This window comes from Streptococcus sp. Marseille-Q5986, assembly GCF_946902915.1.
In the GTDB taxonomy this organism is placed as follows: domain Bacteria; phylum Bacillota; class Bacilli; order Lactobacillales; family Streptococcaceae; genus Streptococcus.
Window position 1 is genome coordinate 604,197 of sequence record NZ_CAMPPY010000001.1, and the last position, 20,149, is coordinate 624,345.

The 20,149-nt window shown below is 40.4% G+C and carries 20 protein-coding genes and 3 pseudogenes; 19 read left to right on the forward strand and 4 right to left on the reverse strand.

From position 1 onward, the window contains the following. Positions 1-229: 229 nt before the first annotated feature. From spxB to manA, 4 genes and pseudogenes are all read left to right on the forward strand, one after another. Complete coding sequence (spxB, locus tag OVN21_RS03195) at positions 230-2,005, forward strand: pyruvate oxidase (protein ID WP_267247245.1); 1,776 nt, start codon at positions 230-232, stop codon at positions 2,003-2,005. Between the two features lie 254 nt (positions 2,006-2,259). Beyond that, positions 2,260-2,607: a VOC family protein gene (locus OVN21_RS03200; protein WP_267247246.1), complete on the forward strand. Its 348-nt coding sequence runs from the start codon at positions 2,260-2,262 to the stop codon at positions 2,605-2,607. Positions 2,608-2,825: 218 nt separating this feature from the next. Continuing rightward, positions 2,826-3,085 (forward strand): annotated as a pseudogene (locus tag OVN21_RS03205) (SemiSWEET family transporter). 258 nt (positions 3,086-3,343) lie between these two features. Then, positions 3,344-4,288: a mannose-6-phosphate isomerase, class I gene (gene manA, locus OVN21_RS03210; protein ID WP_267247247.1), complete on the forward strand. Its 945-nt coding sequence runs from the start codon at positions 3,344-3,346 to the stop codon at positions 4,286-4,288. A gap of 20 nt (positions 4,289-4,308) precedes the next feature. Here the strand turns inward: manA and OVN21_RS03215 are convergent. Beyond that, positions 4,309-5,791, reverse strand: a pseudogene (locus OVN21_RS03215) (sodium-dependent transporter). A 103-nt stretch (positions 5,792-5,894) separates the two neighbouring features. Between OVN21_RS03215 and OVN21_RS03220 the strand changes: the two are divergent. Further along, positions 5,895-6,635 carry a MerR family transcriptional regulator gene (locus OVN21_RS03220; RefSeq protein WP_267247248.1) on the forward strand — a complete coding sequence of 247 codons (741 nt, stop codon included), beginning with the start codon at positions 5,895-5,897 and terminating at the stop codon, positions 6,633-6,635. A 44-nt stretch (positions 6,636-6,679) separates the two neighbouring features. Here OVN21_RS03220 and OVN21_RS03225 read toward each other — a convergent pair. Beyond that, positions 6,680-7,077 (reverse strand): annotated as a pseudogene (locus tag OVN21_RS03225) (DUF1697 domain-containing protein). Between the two features lie 77 nt (positions 7,078-7,154). On the opposite strand from OVN21_RS03225, the gene OVN21_RS03230 reads away from it, so the two are divergent. Both OVN21_RS03230 and OVN21_RS03235 read left to right on the forward strand, forming a co-directional pair. Beyond that, positions 7,155-7,418 carry a transposase gene (locus OVN21_RS03230; protein ID WP_267246958.1) on the forward strand — a complete coding sequence of 88 codons (264 nt, stop codon included), beginning with the start codon at positions 7,155-7,157 and terminating at the stop codon, positions 7,416-7,418. Between the two features lie 35 nt (positions 7,419-7,453). After that, a complete protein-coding gene (locus OVN21_RS03235; protein ID WP_267247300.1) occupies positions 7,454-7,942 on the forward strand; it encodes a transposase in 489 nt (162 codons plus the stop codon). 47 nt (positions 7,943-7,989) lie between these two features. On the opposite strand, the gene OVN21_RS03240 is transcribed toward OVN21_RS03235, so the two are convergent. Together OVN21_RS03240 and OVN21_RS03245 are read right to left on the reverse strand one after the other, a co-directional pair. Further along, a complete protein-coding gene (locus tag OVN21_RS03240) occupies positions 7,990-9,168 on the reverse strand; it encodes an NAD(P)/FAD-dependent oxidoreductase (RefSeq protein ID WP_267247249.1) in 1,179 nt (392 codons plus the stop codon). A 58-nt stretch (positions 9,169-9,226) separates the two neighbouring features. Next, positions 9,227-10,072 (reverse strand): DegV family protein, encoded by an 846-nt coding sequence (locus OVN21_RS03245; RefSeq protein ID WP_267247250.1) that lies wholly within the window; start codon positions 10,070-10,072, stop codon positions 9,227-9,229. 124 nt (positions 10,073-10,196) lie between these two features. Here OVN21_RS03245 and OVN21_RS03250 point away from each other — a divergent pair, with 124 nt between their 5' ends. The 12 genes from OVN21_RS03250 to OVN21_RS03305 all read left to right on the forward strand — a co-directional run bounded on the left by OVN21_RS03250 (position 10,197) and on the right by OVN21_RS03305 (position 20,148). Then, positions 10,197-10,754 carry a TetR/AcrR family transcriptional regulator gene (locus OVN21_RS03250; protein ID WP_000004136.1) on the forward strand — a complete coding sequence of 186 codons (558 nt, stop codon included), beginning with the start codon at positions 10,197-10,199 and terminating at the stop codon, positions 10,752-10,754. Between the two features lie 18 nt (positions 10,755-10,772). Next, positions 10,773-11,240 (forward strand): deoxycytidylate deaminase, encoded by a 468-nt coding sequence (locus OVN21_RS03255; RefSeq protein ID WP_267247251.1) that lies wholly within the window; start codon positions 10,773-10,775, stop codon positions 11,238-11,240. A gap of 88 nt (positions 11,241-11,328) precedes the next feature. Then, positions 11,329-11,958 (forward strand): uracil phosphoribosyltransferase, encoded by a 630-nt coding sequence (gene upp / locus OVN21_RS03260; RefSeq protein ID WP_000515974.1) that lies wholly within the window; start codon positions 11,329-11,331, stop codon positions 11,956-11,958. A 173-nt stretch (positions 11,959-12,131) separates the two neighbouring features. Further along, positions 12,132-12,722 carry an ATP-dependent Clp protease proteolytic subunit ClpP gene (clpP, locus tag OVN21_RS03265; RefSeq protein ID WP_000613475.1) on the forward strand — a complete coding sequence of 197 codons (591 nt, stop codon included), beginning with the start codon at positions 12,132-12,134 and terminating at the stop codon, positions 12,720-12,722. A gap of 78 nt (positions 12,723-12,800) precedes the next feature. Beyond that, positions 12,801-13,070 carry a YlbG family protein gene (locus OVN21_RS03270; RefSeq protein ID WP_267247252.1) on the forward strand — a complete coding sequence of 90 codons (270 nt, stop codon included), beginning with the start codon at positions 12,801-12,803 and terminating at the stop codon, positions 13,068-13,070. An 85-nt stretch (positions 13,071-13,155) separates the two neighbouring features. Continuing rightward, positions 13,156-14,316 (forward strand): ABC transporter substrate-binding protein, encoded by a 1,161-nt coding sequence (locus OVN21_RS03275; RefSeq protein WP_267247253.1) that lies wholly within the window; start codon positions 13,156-13,158, stop codon positions 14,314-14,316. Between the two features lie 266 nt (positions 14,317-14,582). Then, a complete protein-coding gene (locus OVN21_RS03280; RefSeq protein ID WP_267247254.1) occupies positions 14,583-15,452 on the forward strand; it encodes a branched-chain amino acid ABC transporter permease in 870 nt (289 codons plus the stop codon). A 3-nt stretch (positions 15,453-15,455) separates the two neighbouring features. Then, positions 15,456-16,412 (forward strand): branched-chain amino acid ABC transporter permease, encoded by a 957-nt coding sequence (locus OVN21_RS03285; protein WP_267247255.1) that lies wholly within the window; start codon positions 15,456-15,458, stop codon positions 16,410-16,412. Then, positions 16,412-17,176, forward strand: a complete 765-nt coding sequence (locus OVN21_RS03290; RefSeq protein ID WP_267247256.1) for an ABC transporter ATP-binding protein — start codon at positions 16,412-16,414, stop codon at positions 17,174-17,176. The genes OVN21_RS03285 and OVN21_RS03290 overlap by 1 nt, the downstream gene beginning before the upstream one ends. Next, entirely contained in the window at positions 17,176-17,886 is a 711-nt protein-coding gene (locus OVN21_RS03295) for an ABC transporter ATP-binding protein (RefSeq protein ID WP_033584957.1), read from the forward strand. The genes OVN21_RS03290 and OVN21_RS03295 overlap by 1 nt, the downstream gene beginning before the upstream one ends. Before the next feature lie 296 nt (positions 17,887-18,182). Beyond that, positions 18,183-19,961, forward strand: coding sequence for a phosphotransferase (locus OVN21_RS03300; RefSeq protein ID WP_267247257.1), 1,779 nt, complete (start codon positions 18,183-18,185; stop codon positions 19,959-19,961). A 1-nt stretch (position 19,962) separates the two neighbouring features. After that, positions 19,963-20,148, forward strand: a complete 186-nt coding sequence (locus OVN21_RS03305) for a hypothetical protein (protein WP_267247258.1) — start codon at positions 19,963-19,965, stop codon at positions 20,146-20,148. Position 20,149: the final 1 nt, after the last annotated feature.

Here is a 20,149-nt window from a genome sequence, read left to right on the forward strand (position 1 = left end):
GGCTAGCTTCCTAGTTTGCTCTTTGATTTTCATTGAGTATTATTATAAAACAGTTATATAAAACGTTTTCAAACTGTACTGTAATAGAGAATAAAAACTTCTGAGCACATTCTTAGGAGACCAAAAACAAATGTGGTAAAGTAGTAGAGTAAAAATTTGCTGAAACGTTTCCAATTAGTATATGAAAACGGATTTATCAAGTTTTAAAAATATTTGAAGGAGAGTTATTATGACTCAAGGGAAAATTACTGCATCTGCAGCAATGCTTAACGTATTGAAAACATGGGGCGTAGACACAATCTACGGTATCCCATCAGGAACACTCAGCTCATTGATGGACGCTTTGGCTGAAGACAAAGATATCCGCTTCTTGCAAGTTCGCCACGAAGAAACAGGTGCTCTTGCAGCGGTCATGCAAGCTAAATTTGGCGGCTCAATCGGGGTTGCAGTTGGTTCAGGTGGTCCAGGTGCGACTCACTTGATTAACGGTGTTTACGATGCAGCTATGGATAACACTCCATTCCTTGCTATCCTTGGATCACGTCCAGTTAACGAACTCAACATGGATGCCTTCCAAGAATTGAACCAAAACCCAATGTACAACGGTATCGCTGTTTACAACAAACGTGTCGCTTACGCTGAGCAATTGCCAAAAGTAATTGACGAAGCCTGCCGTGCTGCAGTTTCTAAAAAAGGTCCAGCTGTTGTTGAAATCCCAGTAAACTTCGGTTTCCAAGAAATCGACGAAAACTCATATTACGGTTCAGGTTCATACGAACGTTCATTCATCGCTCCTGCCTTGAACGAAGCTGAAATCGACAAAGCTGTTAAAATCTTGAACAATGCTGAACGCCCAGTTATCTATGCTGGATTTGGTGGTGTTAAAGCTGGTGAAGTGATCACTGAATTGTCACGCAAAATCAAAGCACCAATCATCACAACTGGTAAAAACTTTGAAGCTTTCGAATGGAACTACGAAGGTTTGACAGGTTCTGCTTACCGTGTTGGTTGGAAACCAGCCAACGAAGTGGTCTTCGAAGCAGACACCGTTCTTTTCCTTGGTTCAAACTTCCCATTTGCTGAAGTTTACGAAGCCTTCAAGAACACTGAAAAATTCATCCAAGTCGATATCGACCCATACAAACTTGGTAAACGTCATGCCCTTGATGCTTCTATCCTTGGTGATGCAGGTCAAGCAGCGAAAGCAATCCTTGACAAAGTAAACCCAGTAGAATCTACTCCATGGTGGCGTGCAAACGTGAAGAACAACCAAAACTGGCGTGATTACATGAACAAACTCGAAGGTAAAACTGAGGGTGAGTTGCAATTGTACCAAGTTTACAATGCTATCAACAAACATGCTGATCAAGATGCTATCTACTCAATCGACGTAGGTAACACAACTCAAACATCAACTCGTCATCTTCACATGACTCCTAAGAACATGTGGCGTACATCTCCACTCTTTGCGACAATGGGTATTGCCCTTCCTGGTGGTATCGCTGCTAAGAAAGACAATCCAGATCGCCAAGTATGGAACATCATGGGTGATGGTGCGTTTAACATGTGCTACCCAGACGTTATCACAAACGTTCAATACGATCTTCCAGTTATCAACCTTGTCTTCTCAAATGCTGAGTACGGATTCATCAAGAACAAATACGAAGATACAAACAAACACTTGTTTGGTGTAGATTTCACTAACGCTGACTACGCTAAAATTGCAGAAGCGCAAGGAGCTGTTGGATTTACAGTTGACCGTATCGAAGACATCGACGCAGTGGTCGCAGAAGCTGTGAAACTCAACAAAGAAGGTAAAACTGTTGTTATCGATGCTCGCATCACGCAACACCGTCCACTTCCAGTAGAAGTACTTGAATTGGATCCAAAACTTCACTCAGAAGAAGCAATCAAAGCCTTCAAGGAAAAATACGAAGCAGAAGAACTCGTACCATTCCGCCTCTTCTTGGAAGAAGAAGGGTTGCAATCACGCGCAATTAAATAATTTCTCTCGTCGAAAATCAAAGATAAATTTATAGACTTCTTTATTAGATTACTGCCGACGATTCCATCATTGAAACCATAAATTTCAATGATGGAATCTAGTGTGGAGCCTAGAAAAAGTCCCAAAGGATTTTTCGTAGTTTGATGAGCAAAGATTTGCCATCAAACTTGGTTTCACCTTGTTTATTCTTTGATTTTCATAGAGAGAAACTTGAAAAGATCGGAGCAATCCGGTCTTTTTATGGAGGATAGTAAATGGATTTAAATCAATTAGATATCATCGTTTCAGATGTTCCCCAAGTCTGTGCTGACTTGGAGCGTATTTTGGATAAAAAAGCTGATTATGTTGATGATGGTTTTGCTCAGTTCACGATTGGCAGTCACTGTCTGATGTTGTCCCAAAATCATTTGGTTCCTTTGGAAAACTTTCAGTCAGGAATTATTCTTCATATCGAGGTTGAGGATGTAGACCAGAACTACCAACGGTTGAAAGATCTTGGTATCCAGGTTTTAAACGACCCAGCTGTAACCGATTGGGGAACAGAGTCCTTATTAGTTAAAGGTCCAGCTAGTTTAGTGATTGATTTTTATCATATGAAATAGGGCGCGTAGTCATTTGACGTTAACCTTAGCTATTTTTAAAACAGAAATTGAGAATGTGAATTATTAAAAGATCGGAGTAGTCCGGTCTTTTTCTGTTTCTTCTTTCTTATCACCAGACTGCGATAGTTTACATTATTCTAATAAAAAGTTAAAAAACTTGATTGTTTTGTGAGAAGATTATAAAATAAGATTCAGTAAAGATAAAAGAGGTTTTGCAAATGTCTGTAAAACAAATGAAAGTGTTGGGCTGGGTAACGACCTTTATGTCTGTTATGATGTATGTGCCATATTTCCCACAAATCATGAACAATCTGGCTGGTCAAAAAGGCAACTTCATTCAACCTTAGTTGCATCTATTAACTGTTGTCTATGGTCTTATTACGGTCTTTTCAAGAAGGAAAGAGACATTCCACTTGCAGCTGCTAATGCACCAGGTATCGTTTTTGGCTTAGTAACAGCTATTACGGCATTGATTTAAAAAGAAGACTGGTTTCAGTTTTGTTCGTTTATGAAAATAGATGCTTCATTAAAGTAATTTTTGAATGAGAGTTGAGGGAAAAAGTCCAGTGACAGCTAGCTTTATGAGGGTCTTTTATGTTCGTCTCTATCAAAGAAAAAAGTATATCGTTACTATTTTTATAAAATCTTCTCCCTACTTTATAAGACATGAAAAAGAGTTCAAATGGAACTCTTTTTTTGCTATAATGAAGGAAGAAAAATCAGACAGGAGATCAAGATGTCAGAACCATTATTTTTACAATCAGTCATGCAAGAAAAAATCTGGGGTGGAACCAAGCTACGTGATGAGTTTGGCTATGACATTCCAAGTGAAAAAATCGGAGAATACTGGGCCATCTCAGCTCATTCAAATGGGGTTTCCAAGGTTGCCAATGGTCGTTTTGAGGGAACAGACCTAGCTACTTTGTATGCGGAACACCGTGAATTGTTTGGCAACCGTCCAGAACCTGTGTTTCCACTCTTGACTAAGATTCTCGATGCCAACGACTGGCTCAGTGTCCAAGTTCACCCAGATGATGCCTATGGGCTAGAGCATGAAGGCGAGTTAGGGAAAACAGAGTGTTGGTACATTATCGCTGCGGACGAAGGTTCAGAGATTATCTACGGTCACAATGCCAAATCAAAAGAAGAACTTCGCCAGGAAATTGAGGACAAGAACTGGGATGCCTTGCTGACAAAAATGCCTGTTAAGGCTGGAGATTTCTTCTACGTACCAAGTGGTACCATGCACGCCATCGGAGCAGGTATCTTAATCCTTGAAACCCAGCAGTCTAGCGATACAACTTACCGTGTCTATGACTTTGACCGCAAGGATGATAATGGCAACTTGCGTGAACTTCACCTTGAAAAATCCATCGATGTCTTGAATATTGGCGATCCTGCTAACAGTCGTCCTATGACTGTCAAAGCTGATGATTTGCGTTCAACCCTTCTTGTATCCAATGATTTCTTTGCAGTTTACAAGTGGGAAATTACAGGAAAAGTTGATTTCGAAAAAACAGCTGACTACAGCTTGTTGAGTGCCTTGGCTGGTCAAGGTCAGCTTGCTGTTGACGGAAAAAACTATCCAATCCAAAAAGGTAGCCACTTTATCCTACCAAGTGATGTTGAAGCTTGGACCTTGGAAGGGCAAGACTTGGAATTGATTGTTAGTCATCCATAAAAAAGAAAGGGCCTGAGTCATTACTCAATTCCTTTTTGATTACATAAATTGGGCGATAAAAACCACAATGATGATAGGAATGATAAAGCGAAGAAGGAAGAGCCAGACTTGGAAAAGTCCCTGTTTCCATGCTCTTTCATCAAGATGGAGCTCCTCCATGGCAAGAGTCTTTTTGAAGATGTAGCCTGTAAAAAGTGACAGGCAGAGGGCTCCAAATGGCATGAGAAGATTGGAAACCAAGAAGTCCATAGCATCAAAGAAGGTCTTCTCAAAGATATGAACATCCGCTATGACTCCATAGGATAGGGCTGAAGGAATTCCAAAAACAAAGGTCAAGATTCCTAAAATGGTACTCCACTTGGCACGCTTGCTGTTGTCCTGATTGGTGATATTGCCCACATTGATTTCCAGCATCACGACAGAAGAAGTGACCGTCGCAAAGAGGAAGAGAATGTAGAAAATGGTTCCAAGAGGCATCTTATCAAAGAGTTGGGGCAAGACGATAAAGAGCAGGCTTGGTCCCCCTTCAGACTGGATATTGAAGGCTGACATGGCTGGGAAAATAGCTAGACCTGCCATGATGGGTGCCGAGATATTCATGGCAACGATGGAAATCCCCGACTGGACCAGATTGGTTTTCTTGTCCAAGTAGGACGCATAGGTCAACATGGCTGTGACCCCTAGTGAAAGGGCAAAGAAAGATTGTCCCAGAGCATAGAGGAGACCAGCACTTGTCAGCTTAGAAAAGTCTGGTTTGAGGAAGTAGAGAACGCCTTCCATGGCATTTGGCAAGCTGAGAGAGCGACCGATGATGACAACAAAGATGATAAAGAGCATAGGCATCATGACCTTAGAAGCTCTTTCAATCCCTTTTTGAACCCCACGTGATTCAATAAAGATATTCAATAGGATAAAGGCAACTTGTGCGCTAAGGGCAATGGCTGGATTTGAAATGATTGAAGTAAATAACTGAGCGTAATCACCCGTTCCGCAAAGCTGGAATAATTTCCCGAACTCAATACCCAGATAGACTAAAATCCAAGCTCCAATAACACTGTAAAAGGATAAGAGGATAAAAAGGGCAAAGGCACCAATCCAACCGATAAAGTTGTACTTGTTATTGTTGCCAAGTTTTCCAAAGGTTTTGATAGTGGAAACGCCACAAGGGCAAATTCAGCCAGCAGGAGCGGGAAACCAATTAAAATAGTGGAAATGAGAAAGACCAGTAAAAAGTCTCCACCGCCATTAGCAGCAGTCATGTAGGGAAACTTCCAAACGGCACCAAGCCCGATGGCTGAACCAGCAGATGCTAGAATAAAGCCTAGTTTTGAACCCCATTGTGATTTTTCTGACATAGTTGAAACTCCAATCTCGTTTTTTAAATAAGAAAAGGCTACTTGAGTTGTCAAATAGCCTTCTCTCAATTACTCTCTATGAGCCTACTGTTTGATTGATAGATTTGACTATCCTATCATGTTTTCTAAGGCCTGTCAAGAAAACCATTTTCAAGTTTTCACACCTTTCTCAAAAAGTTAAAAAATTTTCGCAAAAGCGCTTGACTCTGACCTAAGGGGAGGGGTTATACTATCATTGTAAGGAGGAAATCATGTACCGTATAAAAGAAGTTGCGCAGCTTTCAGGTGTCTCTGTCAAGACCCTGCATCACTATGACAAGATAGGACTCTTGGTCCCCTTAAAGTCGGAAAACGGCTATCGAACCTATATTCAAGAGGATTTGGAACGCCTTCAGATCATTCTTTACTACAAATATCTAGGCTTTTCTTTGGAAAAAATAGCAGAGCTGTTACACGAAGAAAGGACAGATTTATTGCCCCATTTGACTAGGCAGTTGGACTATCTAACTCGAGAAAGGCAACATCTGGATACCTTGATTTCCACCTTGCAAAAAACCATTCAAGAACAAAAAGGAGAAAGAAAAATGACGATTGAGGAAAAATTCACTGGATTTAGTTATCAAGACAATCAAAAATACTACCAAGAGGCGGTAGAGAAATATGGTCAAGAAGTCATGGGACAAGCGCTTGAACGCCAAAAAGGTCACGAAGACGAGGCTACGGTCGCCTTTAACCAAGTTTTTCAGGCTTTGGCTCAAAACCTTAAAAATGGACTAGCTGCAAGAGCAGCTAAAAACCAAGACGAGGCAGCCAAACTCTTGCAGGCCATTCGTACTTATGGATTCGACTGCTCTATTGAGGTATTCGGTCATATCGGTAAAGGTTACGTCTACAACCCAGAGTTTAAGGAAAACATTGATAAGTTTGGTTCTGGAACAGCCCAGTACACGTCAGATGCCATTGCGGCTTACGTTCGGACACAGACAAAATAAAAATCAGCGGAGTTACCTCTGCTGATTTTTTCTGGTTTCAAGTACTATTTGGTTAATAGTTTTTCAACTACGTTTAACTTTCGCATGGTCAGATCCACACCAAAAAGTTTTTCAAGATAGTTGGTATTGAGCTTTTTTCGTTTTGCAGTTCTAGGGAGATAGAGGTAGAGACAGTAATCGCCTATACAAATTTCTTCTTCTGTACACGATTATGAAGATAGTCTTCTCTAAACGGATTCTCATGAACAATCTCTTCAAGATCGTTCTTATTTTTGATAACCATTTTTAAGTTGACCCCAATTTTTTCCTTTATCAGAGTATGAACACGTTCTCGTATTTCTTCTAAATCTAAGTCACTTTCAAGAATGATATTCCCACTTTGAATATAGGTTCGAACGTGCTGAGACCCAGCTTCTGTTAAAATATCTATCAAATAAGACATTTTCGGGATAGCATTTTTTCCATTAGGAGTAACACCTCTTAGAATCTGTATTCACAAAAAAATGTTAAACTAAAGATATGATACGAAAAGCATATGATACCGATTTAACCGATCAAGAATGGGCTAAACTTGAACCCTATTTCTCCCAACATCGCACCTATAAGTGGGCTAAACGAGAACTCGTGAACGCCACCTTGTATATCACTAAAACAGGTTGCCAATGGCGTATGCTCCCTCATGATTTCCCTCCTTCCCCAACTGTCTGGAGTTTCTTTCGTCGTGCCAGAGAGAGCGGCTTGTGGGACACCATTTTGACGGAACTGGTTAAAAAAAGCGACTGAAAGCTGGTAGAGCAGCCACTCCAACCTATGCTATCATTGATTCTCAAAGCGTGAAAACAACAGATGCCGCAGAGGAACGTGGGATTGATGGCGGTAAGAAGGTCAAAGGGAGGAAGCGCCACATCCTTGTGGATACTGTGGGAAATCTTCTCGATGTGGTGGTTCATGCAGCTCATTTGCACGGCACAAAATCAGGTTTTTTAGTGGCTCGCAAAGTGATGCTACAATTCCCAACCATCAAGGCTTTTTCAGCCGATGCTGGTTATCGTAAAAGCTCTGAGGAGATGATGGTGAAGGAGTTTGGTTGCCCAGTAGATATTTCTGAAAAAATCAAGGACAGCTGGCAAATCATCCCCAAACCTTGGGTTGTTGAGCGAACTTTTTCTTGGTTGAATCACTCTCGAAGATTAGCTAAGGATGTTGAAAAATCCCTATCGTCAGAGCTTGCTTTTGTCAAACTTTCACACATTAATCGGCTTTTAAAGGCTCTATCATTTTGTGAATACAGGTTCTTAGTAAAATAATATGTTCCAAAGGACTTCCTTTCTTATTTGGTATTTTAGTTATTCAATTATTTATATATTGGATTTGAGCCTGTCACCCATCCGGTACAGAGGGCGGAAGTGATGTTAAAGCCCCCTGTGTGGGCATTGATATCTAGTACCTCGCCAGCAAAGTGGAGTCCAGAGACTAGTTTACTTTCCAGAGTTTTAGGATAGATTTCCTTAAGCCTGATGCCTCCTTTAGTGACAAAGGACTTGGCAAGGGACATTTTGCCAGTCACAGGGATTTTGAGTGCTTTGATAGACTGGAGAAGTTGGTCTCGTTCCTTTTCAGTCAGCTGTTTAACTTTGTCAGGATATTCTTGAACAAAAAATTCTGTCAAGCGTTCTGGAAGCAAAGTTTTTAAGGCGTTTTTTAGAGATTTTTCGCGATTTTCTTCTAAAAATACAACCAAGCCCTTCTCAGAAAGTTGAGGTAAGACATCGAGAGAGAGAAGCTCCCCACCTTTGACAAAGCTAGACATACGTAGGGCAGCAGGACCTGACAAACCAAAGTGGGTAAAGAGCAAATCGTGAGTGATGACATGCTTACCATAGCTTAGGGTTACATCGTCCAGCGAAATTCCCTGCAAGGCCTTGTGTGGAAAATCTGTCAATAAAGGACTTTCAGCAGCCTCAAGCTCGGTGATGGTATGCTTAAAATGGCGGGCTATCTCGTGACCAAACCCAGTTGAACCAGTAGAAGGATAGGATTTACCACCAGTTGTGACAATGAGTTTATCGCAAGTGAAGGTTTGATTAGCTGATTTAAGGACAAACTGATCATCTACTTTTTTAACAGAAACGATTTCTGTTTGAGTAGCAACTTGTCCACCTAACTCAGTGATTTTCTTCTCTAAGGCCTCGATAATGGTCCGAGACTTGTCACTAGCAGGAAAGACGCGTCCGTAGTCTTCGACCTTGAGTTTGACCCCATTTTCCGTAAAAAAGTTAATGATATCATGGTTATCAAACTGAGAGAAGACACTATAGAGAAAGCGCCCATTTCCAGGAATTCCAGCTAGTAGGTCATCTAAGCTTCCGTTATTGGTGACATTGCAACGACCACCGCCAGTTCTAGCTAATTTTTTTCCAAGTTTCCGATTTTTTTCGATGAGAAGTGTTTTCTGCCCGTAAAGGCTACTGGAAATCGTAGCCATCATGCCAGCAGGACCTCCACCGATGACAATAGTATCAAAATGTTTCATGGCTCTATTGTACCACAAAAAAACAAGAGATGATGGTCACCTCTTGTCAAGAATGCAATTAATCAATTTCATATCCCATCAGCAAACCACCATCTTCTGCATAGAAACTGCAGAGACCAGAGGTTGGGAGAATTTTAATATCCGCCTGTGGGAAATTTTCACGGATTTGGTCTGAAAGCTGTTGGCAACATTTCTCGTTATTGCGTTGGGCCATGACAATACGGCCACCAGCATAACCAGCTTTTATTAACTCCTCATAGGCTGCCTGAATCGATTTCTTTGGTCCTCGTGCTTTTTGTAGCAATTCAAGGGTTCCAGTTTCACTAGCTTCTCCGATCATACGGATGTTGAGAAGACCAACGACTGTACCGATAAGTTTACTCAAACGGCCGTTTTTCACCAAGTTATCGACTTTAGCTAGGACAAAGAGCAACTTGGTTTTTTCTTGATAGGCAGTGATAGCTTCAACAATTTCCTCATAAGAAAGTCCCTGATCAATCAAACTATTGATTTTTTCGACAATTAAGTCAACCTCACCACCTGCAGACAATGTATCGATTACATGAATCTGAGTGTCAGGGTGTTCTTCAAGATAGATATTCTTAGCGAGCTGTGCACTGTTATGACTGCCTGAAAGAGTACCAGTGATGGTAACGACAAAGATATGCTTAGCACCTTCAAATGCACGCAAGTAATCATCAGGGCTAGGACAAGCTGATTTTGAAGCTTCAGAAGTCGCATACATGGTTTCCATCATTTGGTCAATGTCAAGATTGGCATCATCGATAAAGACCTGATCAGCTACTTGAATGGTTAAAGGAACACTAACAAATTCAGTATCAATAGCAGGAGTTGCCAGTTGACGATAATCACAACCAGAGTCAGCTACAATCTTCCAAGTCATAGAAATTCTCCATCTTTGTCACTTATACATTGACAAAGGTTCTGCCTTTTTTTACAATTATATCATGAAAGACCTTGAAACAAAAGCACCACCTCTCTGTTGTCACAAGTAGAAAGAAATTGTTATGTCTGAACGTAGAATCTCTGAAAAGTCTCTTGAAAATCTCAGAAAATCAAACCAAGAATCCAATTTATTAACCAGAGAAGCCATTGAAACAGCTCTCTTGCAACTCTTGGAAAAAAAGGACCTGACCAAGATTAGTATTTCTGAATTGGTTAAGCGTGCTGGCGTTTCGCGTGCAGCCTTTTACCGTAATTATGATTCCAAAGAGGAGATTTTAGAGAGCGTCTTTAAACGAACTGTTCACAATATTATGGAACAGTTGCATCATTATGATTTAAAGACAGACCTTTATCTAGTCTGGGTTCACCTTTTCCGAGAAGCAAGAAAGGAAGCCAGAGTGATTCAACTGGCCTTGGATTACCATCTGGAAAAAATCTTTGTCCAAGCCATGCAGGAGTTTCTGGAAAAATACCATGGAAAATCAAAAGGTGTCAGCTCTTATCTTCATTCCTTTTGGAGCTCGGCCATCGTCTCTGTCCTTCTAAAATGGATCAAGGATGGCATGAAGGTACCTGCTGAAAAGATAGCGGATTTACGGTTACCATTTTTTAAAAAATAGAGAAAAAGGAGAAGAGATATGACTGAAAAAAGACTAGCCTGGGATGAGTATTTTGCGGCTCAAGCCCTACTGATTGCTAATCGTTCAACCTGTAAACGTGCCAAAGTGGGGGCTGTCCTAGTCAAGGATAATAAGGTCATTTCAACAGGCTACAATGGTTCCGTATCAGGAACGGAGCACTGTATCGATCACGAATGTCTGGTCATTGAAGGTCACTGTGTTCGTACCCTTCACGCTGAGGTCAATGCTATCCTTCAAGGTGCAGAACGAGGTGTTCCCAAAGGCTTTACAGCCTATGTGACCCATTTTCCTTGTCTCAACTGTACAAAACAATTGCTGCAGGTCGGTTGCAAGCGCGTGGTTTATATCAACCAGTACCGAATGGATGACTATGCCCAATACCTTTATCAAGAAAAAGGGACAGAATTGACCCATTTACCACTTGAGACAGTACAGTCCGCTCTTAAAGAGGCAGATCTAATGTAAAAATTATCAAAAATAAATGGTTTAGAAAGATTTTTAAACCGTTTTTTGGTATAATAAGAAGAATAAATTGAAAGAAGGAATTCCAAAAATGGGAAAAATTGAAGTTATTAATCATCCACTGATTCAACACAAATTGTCAATCTTGCGTCGTACAGATACTTCTACAAAAGCTTTTCGTGAGCTAGTAGATGAGATTGCAATGTTGATGGGGTATGAAGTACTTCGTGATCTTCCACTAGAAGATGTGGAAATCGAAACACCAATCACAAAAACAGTTCAAAAACAATTGGCAGGTAAGAAATTGGCCATCGTTCCAATCTTGCGTGCAGGTATCGGGATGGTTGATGGGCTCTTGAGCTTGGTTCCAGCTGCTAAAGTTGGTCATATCGGTATGTACCGTGATGAAGAAACACTTCAACCAGTTGAGTACTTGGTGAAATTGCCTGAAGATATTGACCAACGTCAAATTTTTGTGGTAGACCCAATGTTGGCAACAGGTGGTTCAGCAATCTTGGCAGTAGATTCGCTTAAAAAACGTGGCGCATCCAATATCAAGTTTGTCTGCCTGGTATCTGCTCCAGAAGGAGTGAAAGCTCTTCAAGAAGCTCACCCTGATGTAGAAATCTTTACTGCAGCCTTGGATGAACGCTTGAATGAACACGGTTATATCGTTCCAGGTCTTGGAGATGCTGGAGACCGCTTGTTCGGTACCAAATAAAATCCCAAAGTAAATAATGGAACTGAGAGTTCGTTTTTGACTTGAAAGGAGGTTGAATTTTTGTTTCTGTTTAGAGAATAGAGCAAAAATTTGACCTTTTTTGACCAAAAAGATATAATAGTTCTGTATTGAGTCGTATGACCAACAAAATTAAAATTCAAAAGGAGAAATGAATGATTCCTGTAGTTATTGAACAAACAAGCCGTGGAGAACGTTCTTACGATATTTACTCACGTCTTCTCAAAGACCGCATCATTATGCTGACAGGTCCAGTTGAAGACAATATGGCCAACTCCGTTATTGCCCAGTTACTTTTCTTGGATGCCCAGGATAGTACAAAAGATATTTACCTTTATGTCAATACACCTGGTGGTTCCGTTTCAGCTGGTTTGGCAATCGTTGATACCATGAACTTTATTAAGGCAGATGTCCAAACCATCGTTATGGGAATGGCCGCATCTATGGGGACGGTCATTGCATCAAGTGGAGCAAAAGGAAAACGCTTCATGCTTCCAAATGCAGAGTATATGATCCACCAACCAATGGGTGGTACAGGTGGTGGTACCCAACAAACTGATATGGCAATCGCTGCAGAACACTTGCTTAAAACTCGTAACACCTTGGAAAAAATCTTGGCTGAAAATTCAGGTCAGTCAATCGAAAAAGTCCATGCAGATGCAGAACGTGATAACTGGATGAGTGCCCAAGAAACACTTGAATATGGCTTTATTGATGAAATCATGGCCAACAATTCATTGAATTAATGATGAAAGAAGGCAAACTCGACTGGGTTTGCTTTTTTTGGTATAATGGGGAGAGATTTCTTAGAAAGAGGATTTATCATGTTTGAAAAAGTCAATCGATCTGGCTTGATTATCTATCTTTACTATAATCGGGATGCCAAAAAACTGCAGGATTATGGAGATATTACCTATCATTCCAAGAAACATCGTTACTTACAGCTTTATGTTCCAACTCAAGAAGTGGAGCAATTGGTCGGGCGCTTGGGCAAGGAAAAGTTTATAAAAAAAGTCAGAGTTTGTCATATCCAAGAGCTGGAAACTCCCTTTGTTGGCAATCTTTATCGAAACGAAGAAAGCGTTATTATTTAAAAAAAGTGGAAAAAGGTTGACAATTTTCTGATAATTCGGTATATTCTTAATATGCCATTTATTTAAGAAATAAGGAGACAAAAAGATGAAGAAAAAATTTGCCCTATCGTTTGTGGCGCTTGCAAGTGTAGCACTTCTTGCAGCCTGTGGAGAAGTGAAGTCTGGAGCGTCAAACGCTGCTGGTAACTCAGTAGATGAAAAGACAATCAAAATCGGATTTAACTTCGAAGAATCAGGTTCTTTAGCAGCCTACGGAACAGCTGAACAAAAAGGTGCCCAATTGGCCGTTGATGAAATCAATGCTGCAGGTGGTATCGATGGAAAACAAATCGAAGTAGTCGATAAAGATAATAAGTCCGAAACAGCTGAGGCGGCTTCAGTAACAACTAACCTTGTAACCCAATCTAAAGTATCAGCAGTCGTAGGACCTGCGACATCTGGTGCGACTGCAGCTGCGGTAGCGAACGCTACCAAAGCAGGTGTTCCATTGATCTCACCAAGTGCGACTCAAGATGGATTGACTAAAGGTCAAGATTACCTCTTTATCGGAACTTTCCAAGATAGCTTCCAAGGAAAAATTATCTCAAACTATGTTTCTGAAAAATTGCAAGCTAAGAAAGTTGTTCTTTATACTGACAATGCTAGTGACTATGCTAAAGGTATTGCTAAATCTTTCCGCGAAGCCTACAAGGGTGAGATTGTAGCGGATGAAACTTTCGTAGCAGGTGACACAGACTTCCAAGCAGCACTTACAAAAATGAAAGGAAAAGACTTTGATGCAATCGTTGTTCCTGGTTACTATAATGAGGCTGGTAAGATTGTAAACCAAGCCCGTGGTATGGGAATTGACAAACCAATCGTTGGTGGTGATGGATTCAACGGTGAGGAGTTTGTACAACAAGCAACTGCTGAAAAAGCATCAAACATCTACTTTATCTCAGGCTTCTCAACTACTGTAGAAGTTTCAGCTAAAGCTAAAGCCTTCCTTGACGCTTACCGTGCTAAGTACAATGAAGAGCCTTCAACATTTGCAGCCTTGGCTTATGATTCAGTTCACCTTGTAGCAAATGCAGCAAAAGGTGCTAAAAATTCAGGTGAAATCAAGGATAACCTTGCTAAAACCAAAGATTTTGAAGGTGTAACTGGTCAAACAAGCTTCGATGCAGACCACAACACAGTCAAAACTGCTTACATGATGACCATGAACAATGGTAAGGTTGAAGCAGCAGAAGTTGTAAAACCATAATAGAAAATGTTGAAATAGGGAATGAGCCTTTGACTCACTCCCTGTTTCGATGTTTAATACTCTTCGAAAATCTCTTCAAACCGCGTCAATGTCGCCTTGGATTATATATGTGACTGACTTCGTCAGTCTTATCTACAACCTCAAAGCAGTGCTTTGAGCAACCTGCGGCTAGTTTCCTAGTTTGCTCTTTGATTTTCATTGAGTATAAGAACCTATCAAAAAGTGAGGGAAAACCCTCGAAATTATAAATAGAAAGAGTGAATCTTATGCTCCAACAACTAGTAAATGGTTTGATTCTAGGTAGTGTTTATGCGCTGTTAGCCCTAGGATATACCATGGTTTACGGAATTATCAAGCTCATCAACTTCGCCCACGGTGATATTTATATGATGGGAGCCTTTATCGGTTATTTCTTGATTAATTCTTTCCAAATGAATTTCTTTGTAGCGCTTATTGTAGCTATGCTAGCGACAGCCATTCTTGGTGTCGTGATTGAGTTCCTTGCTTACCGACCTTTGCGCCACTCTACTCGTATTGCTGTTTTGATTACAGCTATTGGGGTTTCTTTCCTGCTGGAGTATGGAATGGTCTATCTGGTTGGTGCCAATACCCGTGCCTTCCCTCAAGCGATTCAAACAGTTCGCTATGATTTGGGACCAATTAGCTTGACAAATGTTCAATTGATGATTTTAGCAGTTTCTGTATTCTTGATGGTTTTATTGCAATTAATCGTCCAAAAAACAAAAATGGGGAAAGCCATGCGTGCAGTATCCGTAGATAGCGATGCAGCCCAATTGATGGGGATCAATGTGAACCGTACTATCAGCTTTACCTTCGCTTTGGGTTCTGCTCTTGCGGGTGCGGCTGGTGTTCTGATTGCCCTTTATTATAACTCTCTTGAGCCTTTGATGGGAGTTACTCCAGGTCTTAAGTCTTTCGTTGCTGCAGTACTTGGTGGTATCGGAATCATTCCTGGTGCGGCGCTTGGTGGATTTGTAATTGGTCTATTGGAAACCTTTGCGACAGCCTTTGGGATGTCAGACTTCCGTGATGCCATTGTTTATGGAATCTTGTTGTTGATCTTGATTGTCCGCCCAGCTGGTATCCTTGGTAAAAATGTGAAAGAGAAGGTGTAAACGATGAAAGAAAATTTAAAAGTTAATATTCTATGGTTACTCCTTTTGTTAGCTGGCTATGGCTTGATTAGTGTATTGGTTTCAGTCGGAGTACTCAATCTATTCTATGTACAAATTTTACAACAAATTGGAATTAATATTATTTTGGCTGTTGGCCTTAACTTAATCGTTGGTTTTTCAGGTCAATTTTCACTTGGTCATGCTGGTTTCATGGCGATTGGTGCCTACGCAGCAGCTATTATTGGTTCTAAATCACCAACCTACGGTGCCTTCTTTGGAGCTATGCTTGCAGGGGCTTTGCTTTCAGGAGCAGTTGCCTTACTTGTCGGAATTCCAACCTTGCGCTTGAAGGGGGACTATCTTGCGGTAGCAACTCTCGGTGTATCTGAAATTATCCGTATCTTTATCATCAATGGTGGAAGCCTTACAAATGGTGCGGCAGGTATCTTGGGAATTCCTAACTTTACAACTTGGCAAATGGTTTACTTCTTTGTCGTGATTACAACCATTGCAACCTTGAACTTCTTGCGTAGTCCAATTGGTCGTTCAACCCTCTCCGTTCGTGAGGATGAAATTGCTGCTGAGTCAGTTGGGGTTAATACGACTAAGATTAAAATTATCGCTTTTGTCTTTGGTGCCATTACTGCAAGTATTGCAGGATCACTTCAGGCAGGATTTATCGGCTCTGTTGTACCGAAAGACTACACCTTCATCAACTCAATCAACGTATTGATTATTGTTGTCTTTGGTGGACTTGGATCTATTACTGGTACCATCGTTTCAGCGATTGTTTTGGGAATTTTAAATATGCTCCTTCAAGATGTAGCTAGCGTGCGTATGATTATCTACGCCTTGGCTCTTGTATTGGTCATGATTTTCAGACCAGGTGGACTCCTTGGAACATGGGAATTGAGTCTATCACGTTTCTTTAAAAAATCTAAGAAGGAGGGACAAAACTAATGGCATTACTTGAAGTAAAACAGTTAACTAAACATTTTGGCGGTCTAACAGCTGTTGGAGATGTGACTCTTGAATTGAACGAAGGGGAATTGGTTGGACTAATCGGTCCAAACGGAGCTGGGAAAACCACGCTTTTCAACCTCTTGACGGGTGTTTATGAACCAAGTGAGGGAACAGTTACTTTAGATGGTCACCTTTTGAATGGAAAGTCACCTTATAAGATTGCCTCTTTAGGGCTTGGACGTACTTTCCAAAATATCCGTCTCTTTAAAGATTTAACAGTTTTGGATAATGTTTTAATTGCTTTTGGCAACCATCACAAACAACATGTTTTTGCTAGTTTCTTACGCTTACCAGCTTTTTACAAGAGTGAAAAAGAATTAAAGGCCAAAGCTTTGGAATTGCTGAAAATCTTTGATTTAGATGGTGATGCAGAGACTCTTGCTAAAAACCTCGCCTACGGACAACAACGTCGTTTGGAAATTGTTCGTGCCCTTGCTACGGAGCCTAAAATTCTCTTCTTAGATGAACCAGCAGCAGGTATGAACCCACAGGAAACAGCTGAATTGACAGAACTGATTCGCCGTATCAAAGATGAATTTAAAATTACCATCATGCTCATCGAACATGACATGAATTTGGTTATGGAAGTCACTGAGTGTATCTATGTTCTGGAATATGGTCGCTTGATTGCTCAGGGAACTCCTGACGAAATTAAGATCAATAAACGCGTTATCGAAGCTTATCTAGGAGGTGAAGCCTAATGCCCATGTTAAAAGTTGAAAACCTCTCTGTACATTACGGTATGATCCAAGCAGTTCGTGATGTGAGTTTCGAGGTTAATGAAGGAGAAGTTGTTTCCCTTATCGGTGCCAATGGTGCTGGTAAAACAACTATTCTTCGTACCCTTTCAGGTTTGGTTCGTCCAAGTGCTGGTAAAATTCAGTTTTTAGGAAAAGAAATTCAAAAGTTACCAGCGCAAAAAATCGTAGCAGGAGGTCTTTCACAAGTCCCTGAGGGACGCCATGTTTTCCCAGGTTTGACTGTTATGGAAAATTTGGAAATGGGAGCCTTTTTAAAGAAAAATCGTGAAGAAAATCAAGCCAACTTGAAAAAAGTTTTCTCACGCTTCCCACGTCTTGAAGAGCGTAAAAACCAAGATGCGGCAACTCTTTCAGGCGGTGAACAGCAGATGCTGGCTATGGGACGCGCTCTCATGTCTACACCTAAGCTCCTTCTCTTGGATGAACCGTCAATGGGACTTGCCCCTATCTTTATCCAAGAAATTTTTGATATCATTCAAGATATTCAGAAGCAAGGGACAACAGTTCTCCTAATTGAACAGAACGCTAACAAGGCCCTCGCTATCTCTGACCGTGGTTATGTCCTTGAAACAGGAAAGATTGTCCTATCAGGAACAGGAAAAGAACTCGCCTCATCAGAAGAAGTCAGAAAAGCATATCTAGGTGGCTAAAACAATCCAGTGGATTGTTTTAGTCGGTAGATGGAGATTACGAAGTAATCATCATTAATAGTCCGGGGACCTTTTTAGTCGGTGGATGGAGATTGTGAAGCAATCATCTAATCCAGTATATTATTTTATAGATGAGTTTGAAGAGCTCCAATTTGGGGCTCTTTCTTCGTTTGCTCCCTATTTTGATGCACCTGATTTGAGCACCCATTTTCTTAATATAGAATCTAACTTGACAAAAGCATGTGTTCATCATATAATTAAATAAACAAAAATATTGAACGAAAGAGGCTGAGGATATGCTATCAGAAAAACAATTTAAACTTTTACGTTTTTTGTTGACTCACAAATATGAAAACTTTACTCAGAGACAATTGGCTGAACAGCTAGATATCGCTTTGGGGACAGTAAATAATCTTCTCAAGGAATGTAAAGAAGAGAAGTGGATCAGTGAGGAAAATCACTTAACTGACTTAGGTGAGAAGGCTTTAACTCCGTATCAGGTGAAGAATGCCATTATCATGGCTGCAGGTATGAGTAGCCGCTTTGCTCCTTTGTCCTATGAGCTACCCAAAGGACTTCTCCAAGTTAAAGGTGAGCGTTTGATTGAGAGAGAAATCAAGCAGTTGCAAGAAGCTGGGATAGAGGACATTACCGTTATCGTAGGCTATCTGCAAGAAAAAATGTTCTATCTGGCAGAAAAGTTTGGCGTTAAAATTGTTGTGAATAATGATTACTACAAGTACAATAACTGTTCTTCTCTCATGCTAGTTCGAGATCAACTTTCTAACACTTATATTTGCTCTTCGGATAATTATTTTGTAGAAAATCCGTTTGAACGATACATTTACAGAGGTTACTATTCTACAATATTTTTAGAAGGGGACACAGACGAATACTGCTCTAAGGAAGATTCCAATCATACGATTATCGACATTCAAATCGGTGGAACTAATACTTGGGCTATGGTGGGGCACGTTTATTTTGATCGTGCATTTAGTGAAAAGTTCGTAGATATTTTAGAAACTGAATTTAAGCACGAACCATATCGCGAACAGCTCTGGGAAGATTATTATAGTCGTCACGTCAAGGAGCTTCCTTTGGAAGCTCGGCATTATTCAGCAGACATTGTTAAGGAGTTTGATTCACTAGATGAGTTGCGTCAGTTTGATGAACACTATTTGGTGAATACTAATTCGGGAATCATTGATAACATCTGTAAGACATTAGGATGTATAGCTTCAGATATTGTCAATATTAAACCCCTAAAAGACGGTTTAACCAACACTTCGTTTTCATTTGACTGCCTAGGGAAGAAATATGTTTACCGTCATCCAGGTAGAGGAACGGAAAATTATATCGATCGTGCTAGCGAGGCAGCTTCCATGGAAATTGCTGCAAAATTGGAGATTGACCGTACCTTTGTTGCCATGAACAAGGATGAGGGCTGGAAAATTTCAGAATTTGTCCCTAATGCTAAGCAACTAGATTATGATAATTGGGATGATGTAGCAAAAGCAATGGAGCTCTTGAGACGCTTGCACCAATCTGGAGAAAAAACGAATCATTCCTTTAATCAATTTGATGGAATTGATGATTTTAGACAAAAATTAAAAGCCAGCAATCGTTTTGAATTTGATGGACTTGAAGAGTTGGATAAGAATATCTCAGTCCTCGAACAGTTTCTACAGGAAGAACAGACGAAAAAGGTTCTCTGTCACGGAGATTCTTATAGCCCAAATTTCTTGTTGAATGAAGCTGGGGAAATGAGCTTGATTGATTGGGAATATTCTGGTATGGGAGATTCAGCAGGAGATTTAGGAACCTTTATTGGATGTTCGAATTATACAGTGGAAGAAGTTGAAAAGGTACTGGAAATCTATTTACAAGAAGTTCCAGATAAGAAAACCAAACGCCACTATTTTGCTTATATATCAGTGACTTCATATTATTGGTTTTTGTGGGCCCTGTTCCAAGAAAGCGTTGGAAAACTAGTAGGTGAATTTCTCTACATCTGGTATCGTTATACCAAACAGTATGGAAAACTTGCATTAGATTTATATTTGGAGAAGAATTGAGATGAAGCCGACATCTGAAATTGAAGAATTAATAGCAAATGAAACGAAAATAAGGCTAGAAGAAATGGAATCACCAAACTATGTGTTTGTCCAGCCATTTCTAAAAAGTGATTTTACTATAGTTATCGTCCTAGTTCTAATTAATTTTATCCTGATTATCCTGGCCATGACAGGAGGTATTCAATAAA

Bases quoted from the DNA above. Each gene is read 5' to 3' on its own strand.
- spxB (WP_267247245.1), top strand. From the start codon at position 230: ATGACTCAAGGGAAAATTACTGCATCTGCAGCAATGCTTAACGTATTG.
- OVN21_RS03200 (WP_267247246.1), top strand. From the start codon at position 2,260: ATGGATTTAAATCAATTAGATATCATCGTTTCAGATGTTCCCCAAGTC.
- manA (WP_267247247.1), top strand. From the start codon at position 3,344: ATGTCAGAACCATTATTTTTACAATCAGTCATGCAAGAAAAAATCTGG.
- OVN21_RS03220 (WP_267247248.1), top strand. From the start codon at position 5,895: ATGTACCGTATAAAAGAAGTTGCGCAGCTTTCAGGTGTCTCTGTCAAG.
- OVN21_RS03230 (WP_267246958.1), top strand. From the start codon at position 7,155: ATGATACGAAAAGCATATGATACCGATTTAACCGATCAAGAATGGGCT.
- OVN21_RS03240 (WP_267247249.1), bottom strand. From the start codon at position 9,168: ATGAAACATTTTGATACTATTGTCATCGGTGGAGGTCCTGCTGGCATG.
- OVN21_RS03245 (WP_267247250.1), bottom strand. From the start codon at position 10,072: ATGACTTGGAAGATTGTAGCTGACTCTGGTTGTGATTATCGTCAACTG.
- OVN21_RS03250 (WP_000004136.1), top strand. From the start codon at position 10,197: ATGTCTGAACGTAGAATCTCTGAAAAGTCTCTTGAAAATCTCAGAAAA.
- OVN21_RS03255 (WP_267247251.1), top strand. From the start codon at position 10,773: ATGACTGAAAAAAGACTAGCCTGGGATGAGTATTTTGCGGCTCAAGCC.
- upp (WP_000515974.1), top strand. From the start codon at position 11,329: ATGGGAAAAATTGAAGTTATTAATCATCCACTGATTCAACACAAATTG.
- clpP (WP_000613475.1), top strand. From the start codon at position 12,132: ATGATTCCTGTAGTTATTGAACAAACAAGCCGTGGAGAACGTTCTTAC.
- OVN21_RS03270 (WP_267247252.1), top strand. From the start codon at position 12,801: ATGTTTGAAAAAGTCAATCGATCTGGCTTGATTATCTATCTTTACTAT.
- OVN21_RS03275 (WP_267247253.1), top strand. From the start codon at position 13,156: ATGAAGAAAAAATTTGCCCTATCGTTTGTGGCGCTTGCAAGTGTAGCA.
- OVN21_RS03280 (WP_267247254.1), top strand. From the start codon at position 14,583: ATGCTCCAACAACTAGTAAATGGTTTGATTCTAGGTAGTGTTTATGCG.
- OVN21_RS03285 (WP_267247255.1), top strand. From the start codon at position 15,456: ATGAAAGAAAATTTAAAAGTTAATATTCTATGGTTACTCCTTTTGTTA.
- OVN21_RS03290 (WP_267247256.1), top strand. From the start codon at position 16,412: ATGGCATTACTTGAAGTAAAACAGTTAACTAAACATTTTGGCGGTCTA.
- OVN21_RS03295 (WP_033584957.1), top strand. From the start codon at position 17,176: ATGCCCATGTTAAAAGTTGAAAACCTCTCTGTACATTACGGTATGATC.
- OVN21_RS03300 (WP_267247257.1), top strand. From the start codon at position 18,183: ATGCTATCAGAAAAACAATTTAAACTTTTACGTTTTTTGTTGACTCAC.
- OVN21_RS03305 (WP_267247258.1), top strand. From the start codon at position 19,963: ATGAAGCCGACATCTGAAATTGAAGAATTAATAGCAAATGAAACGAAA.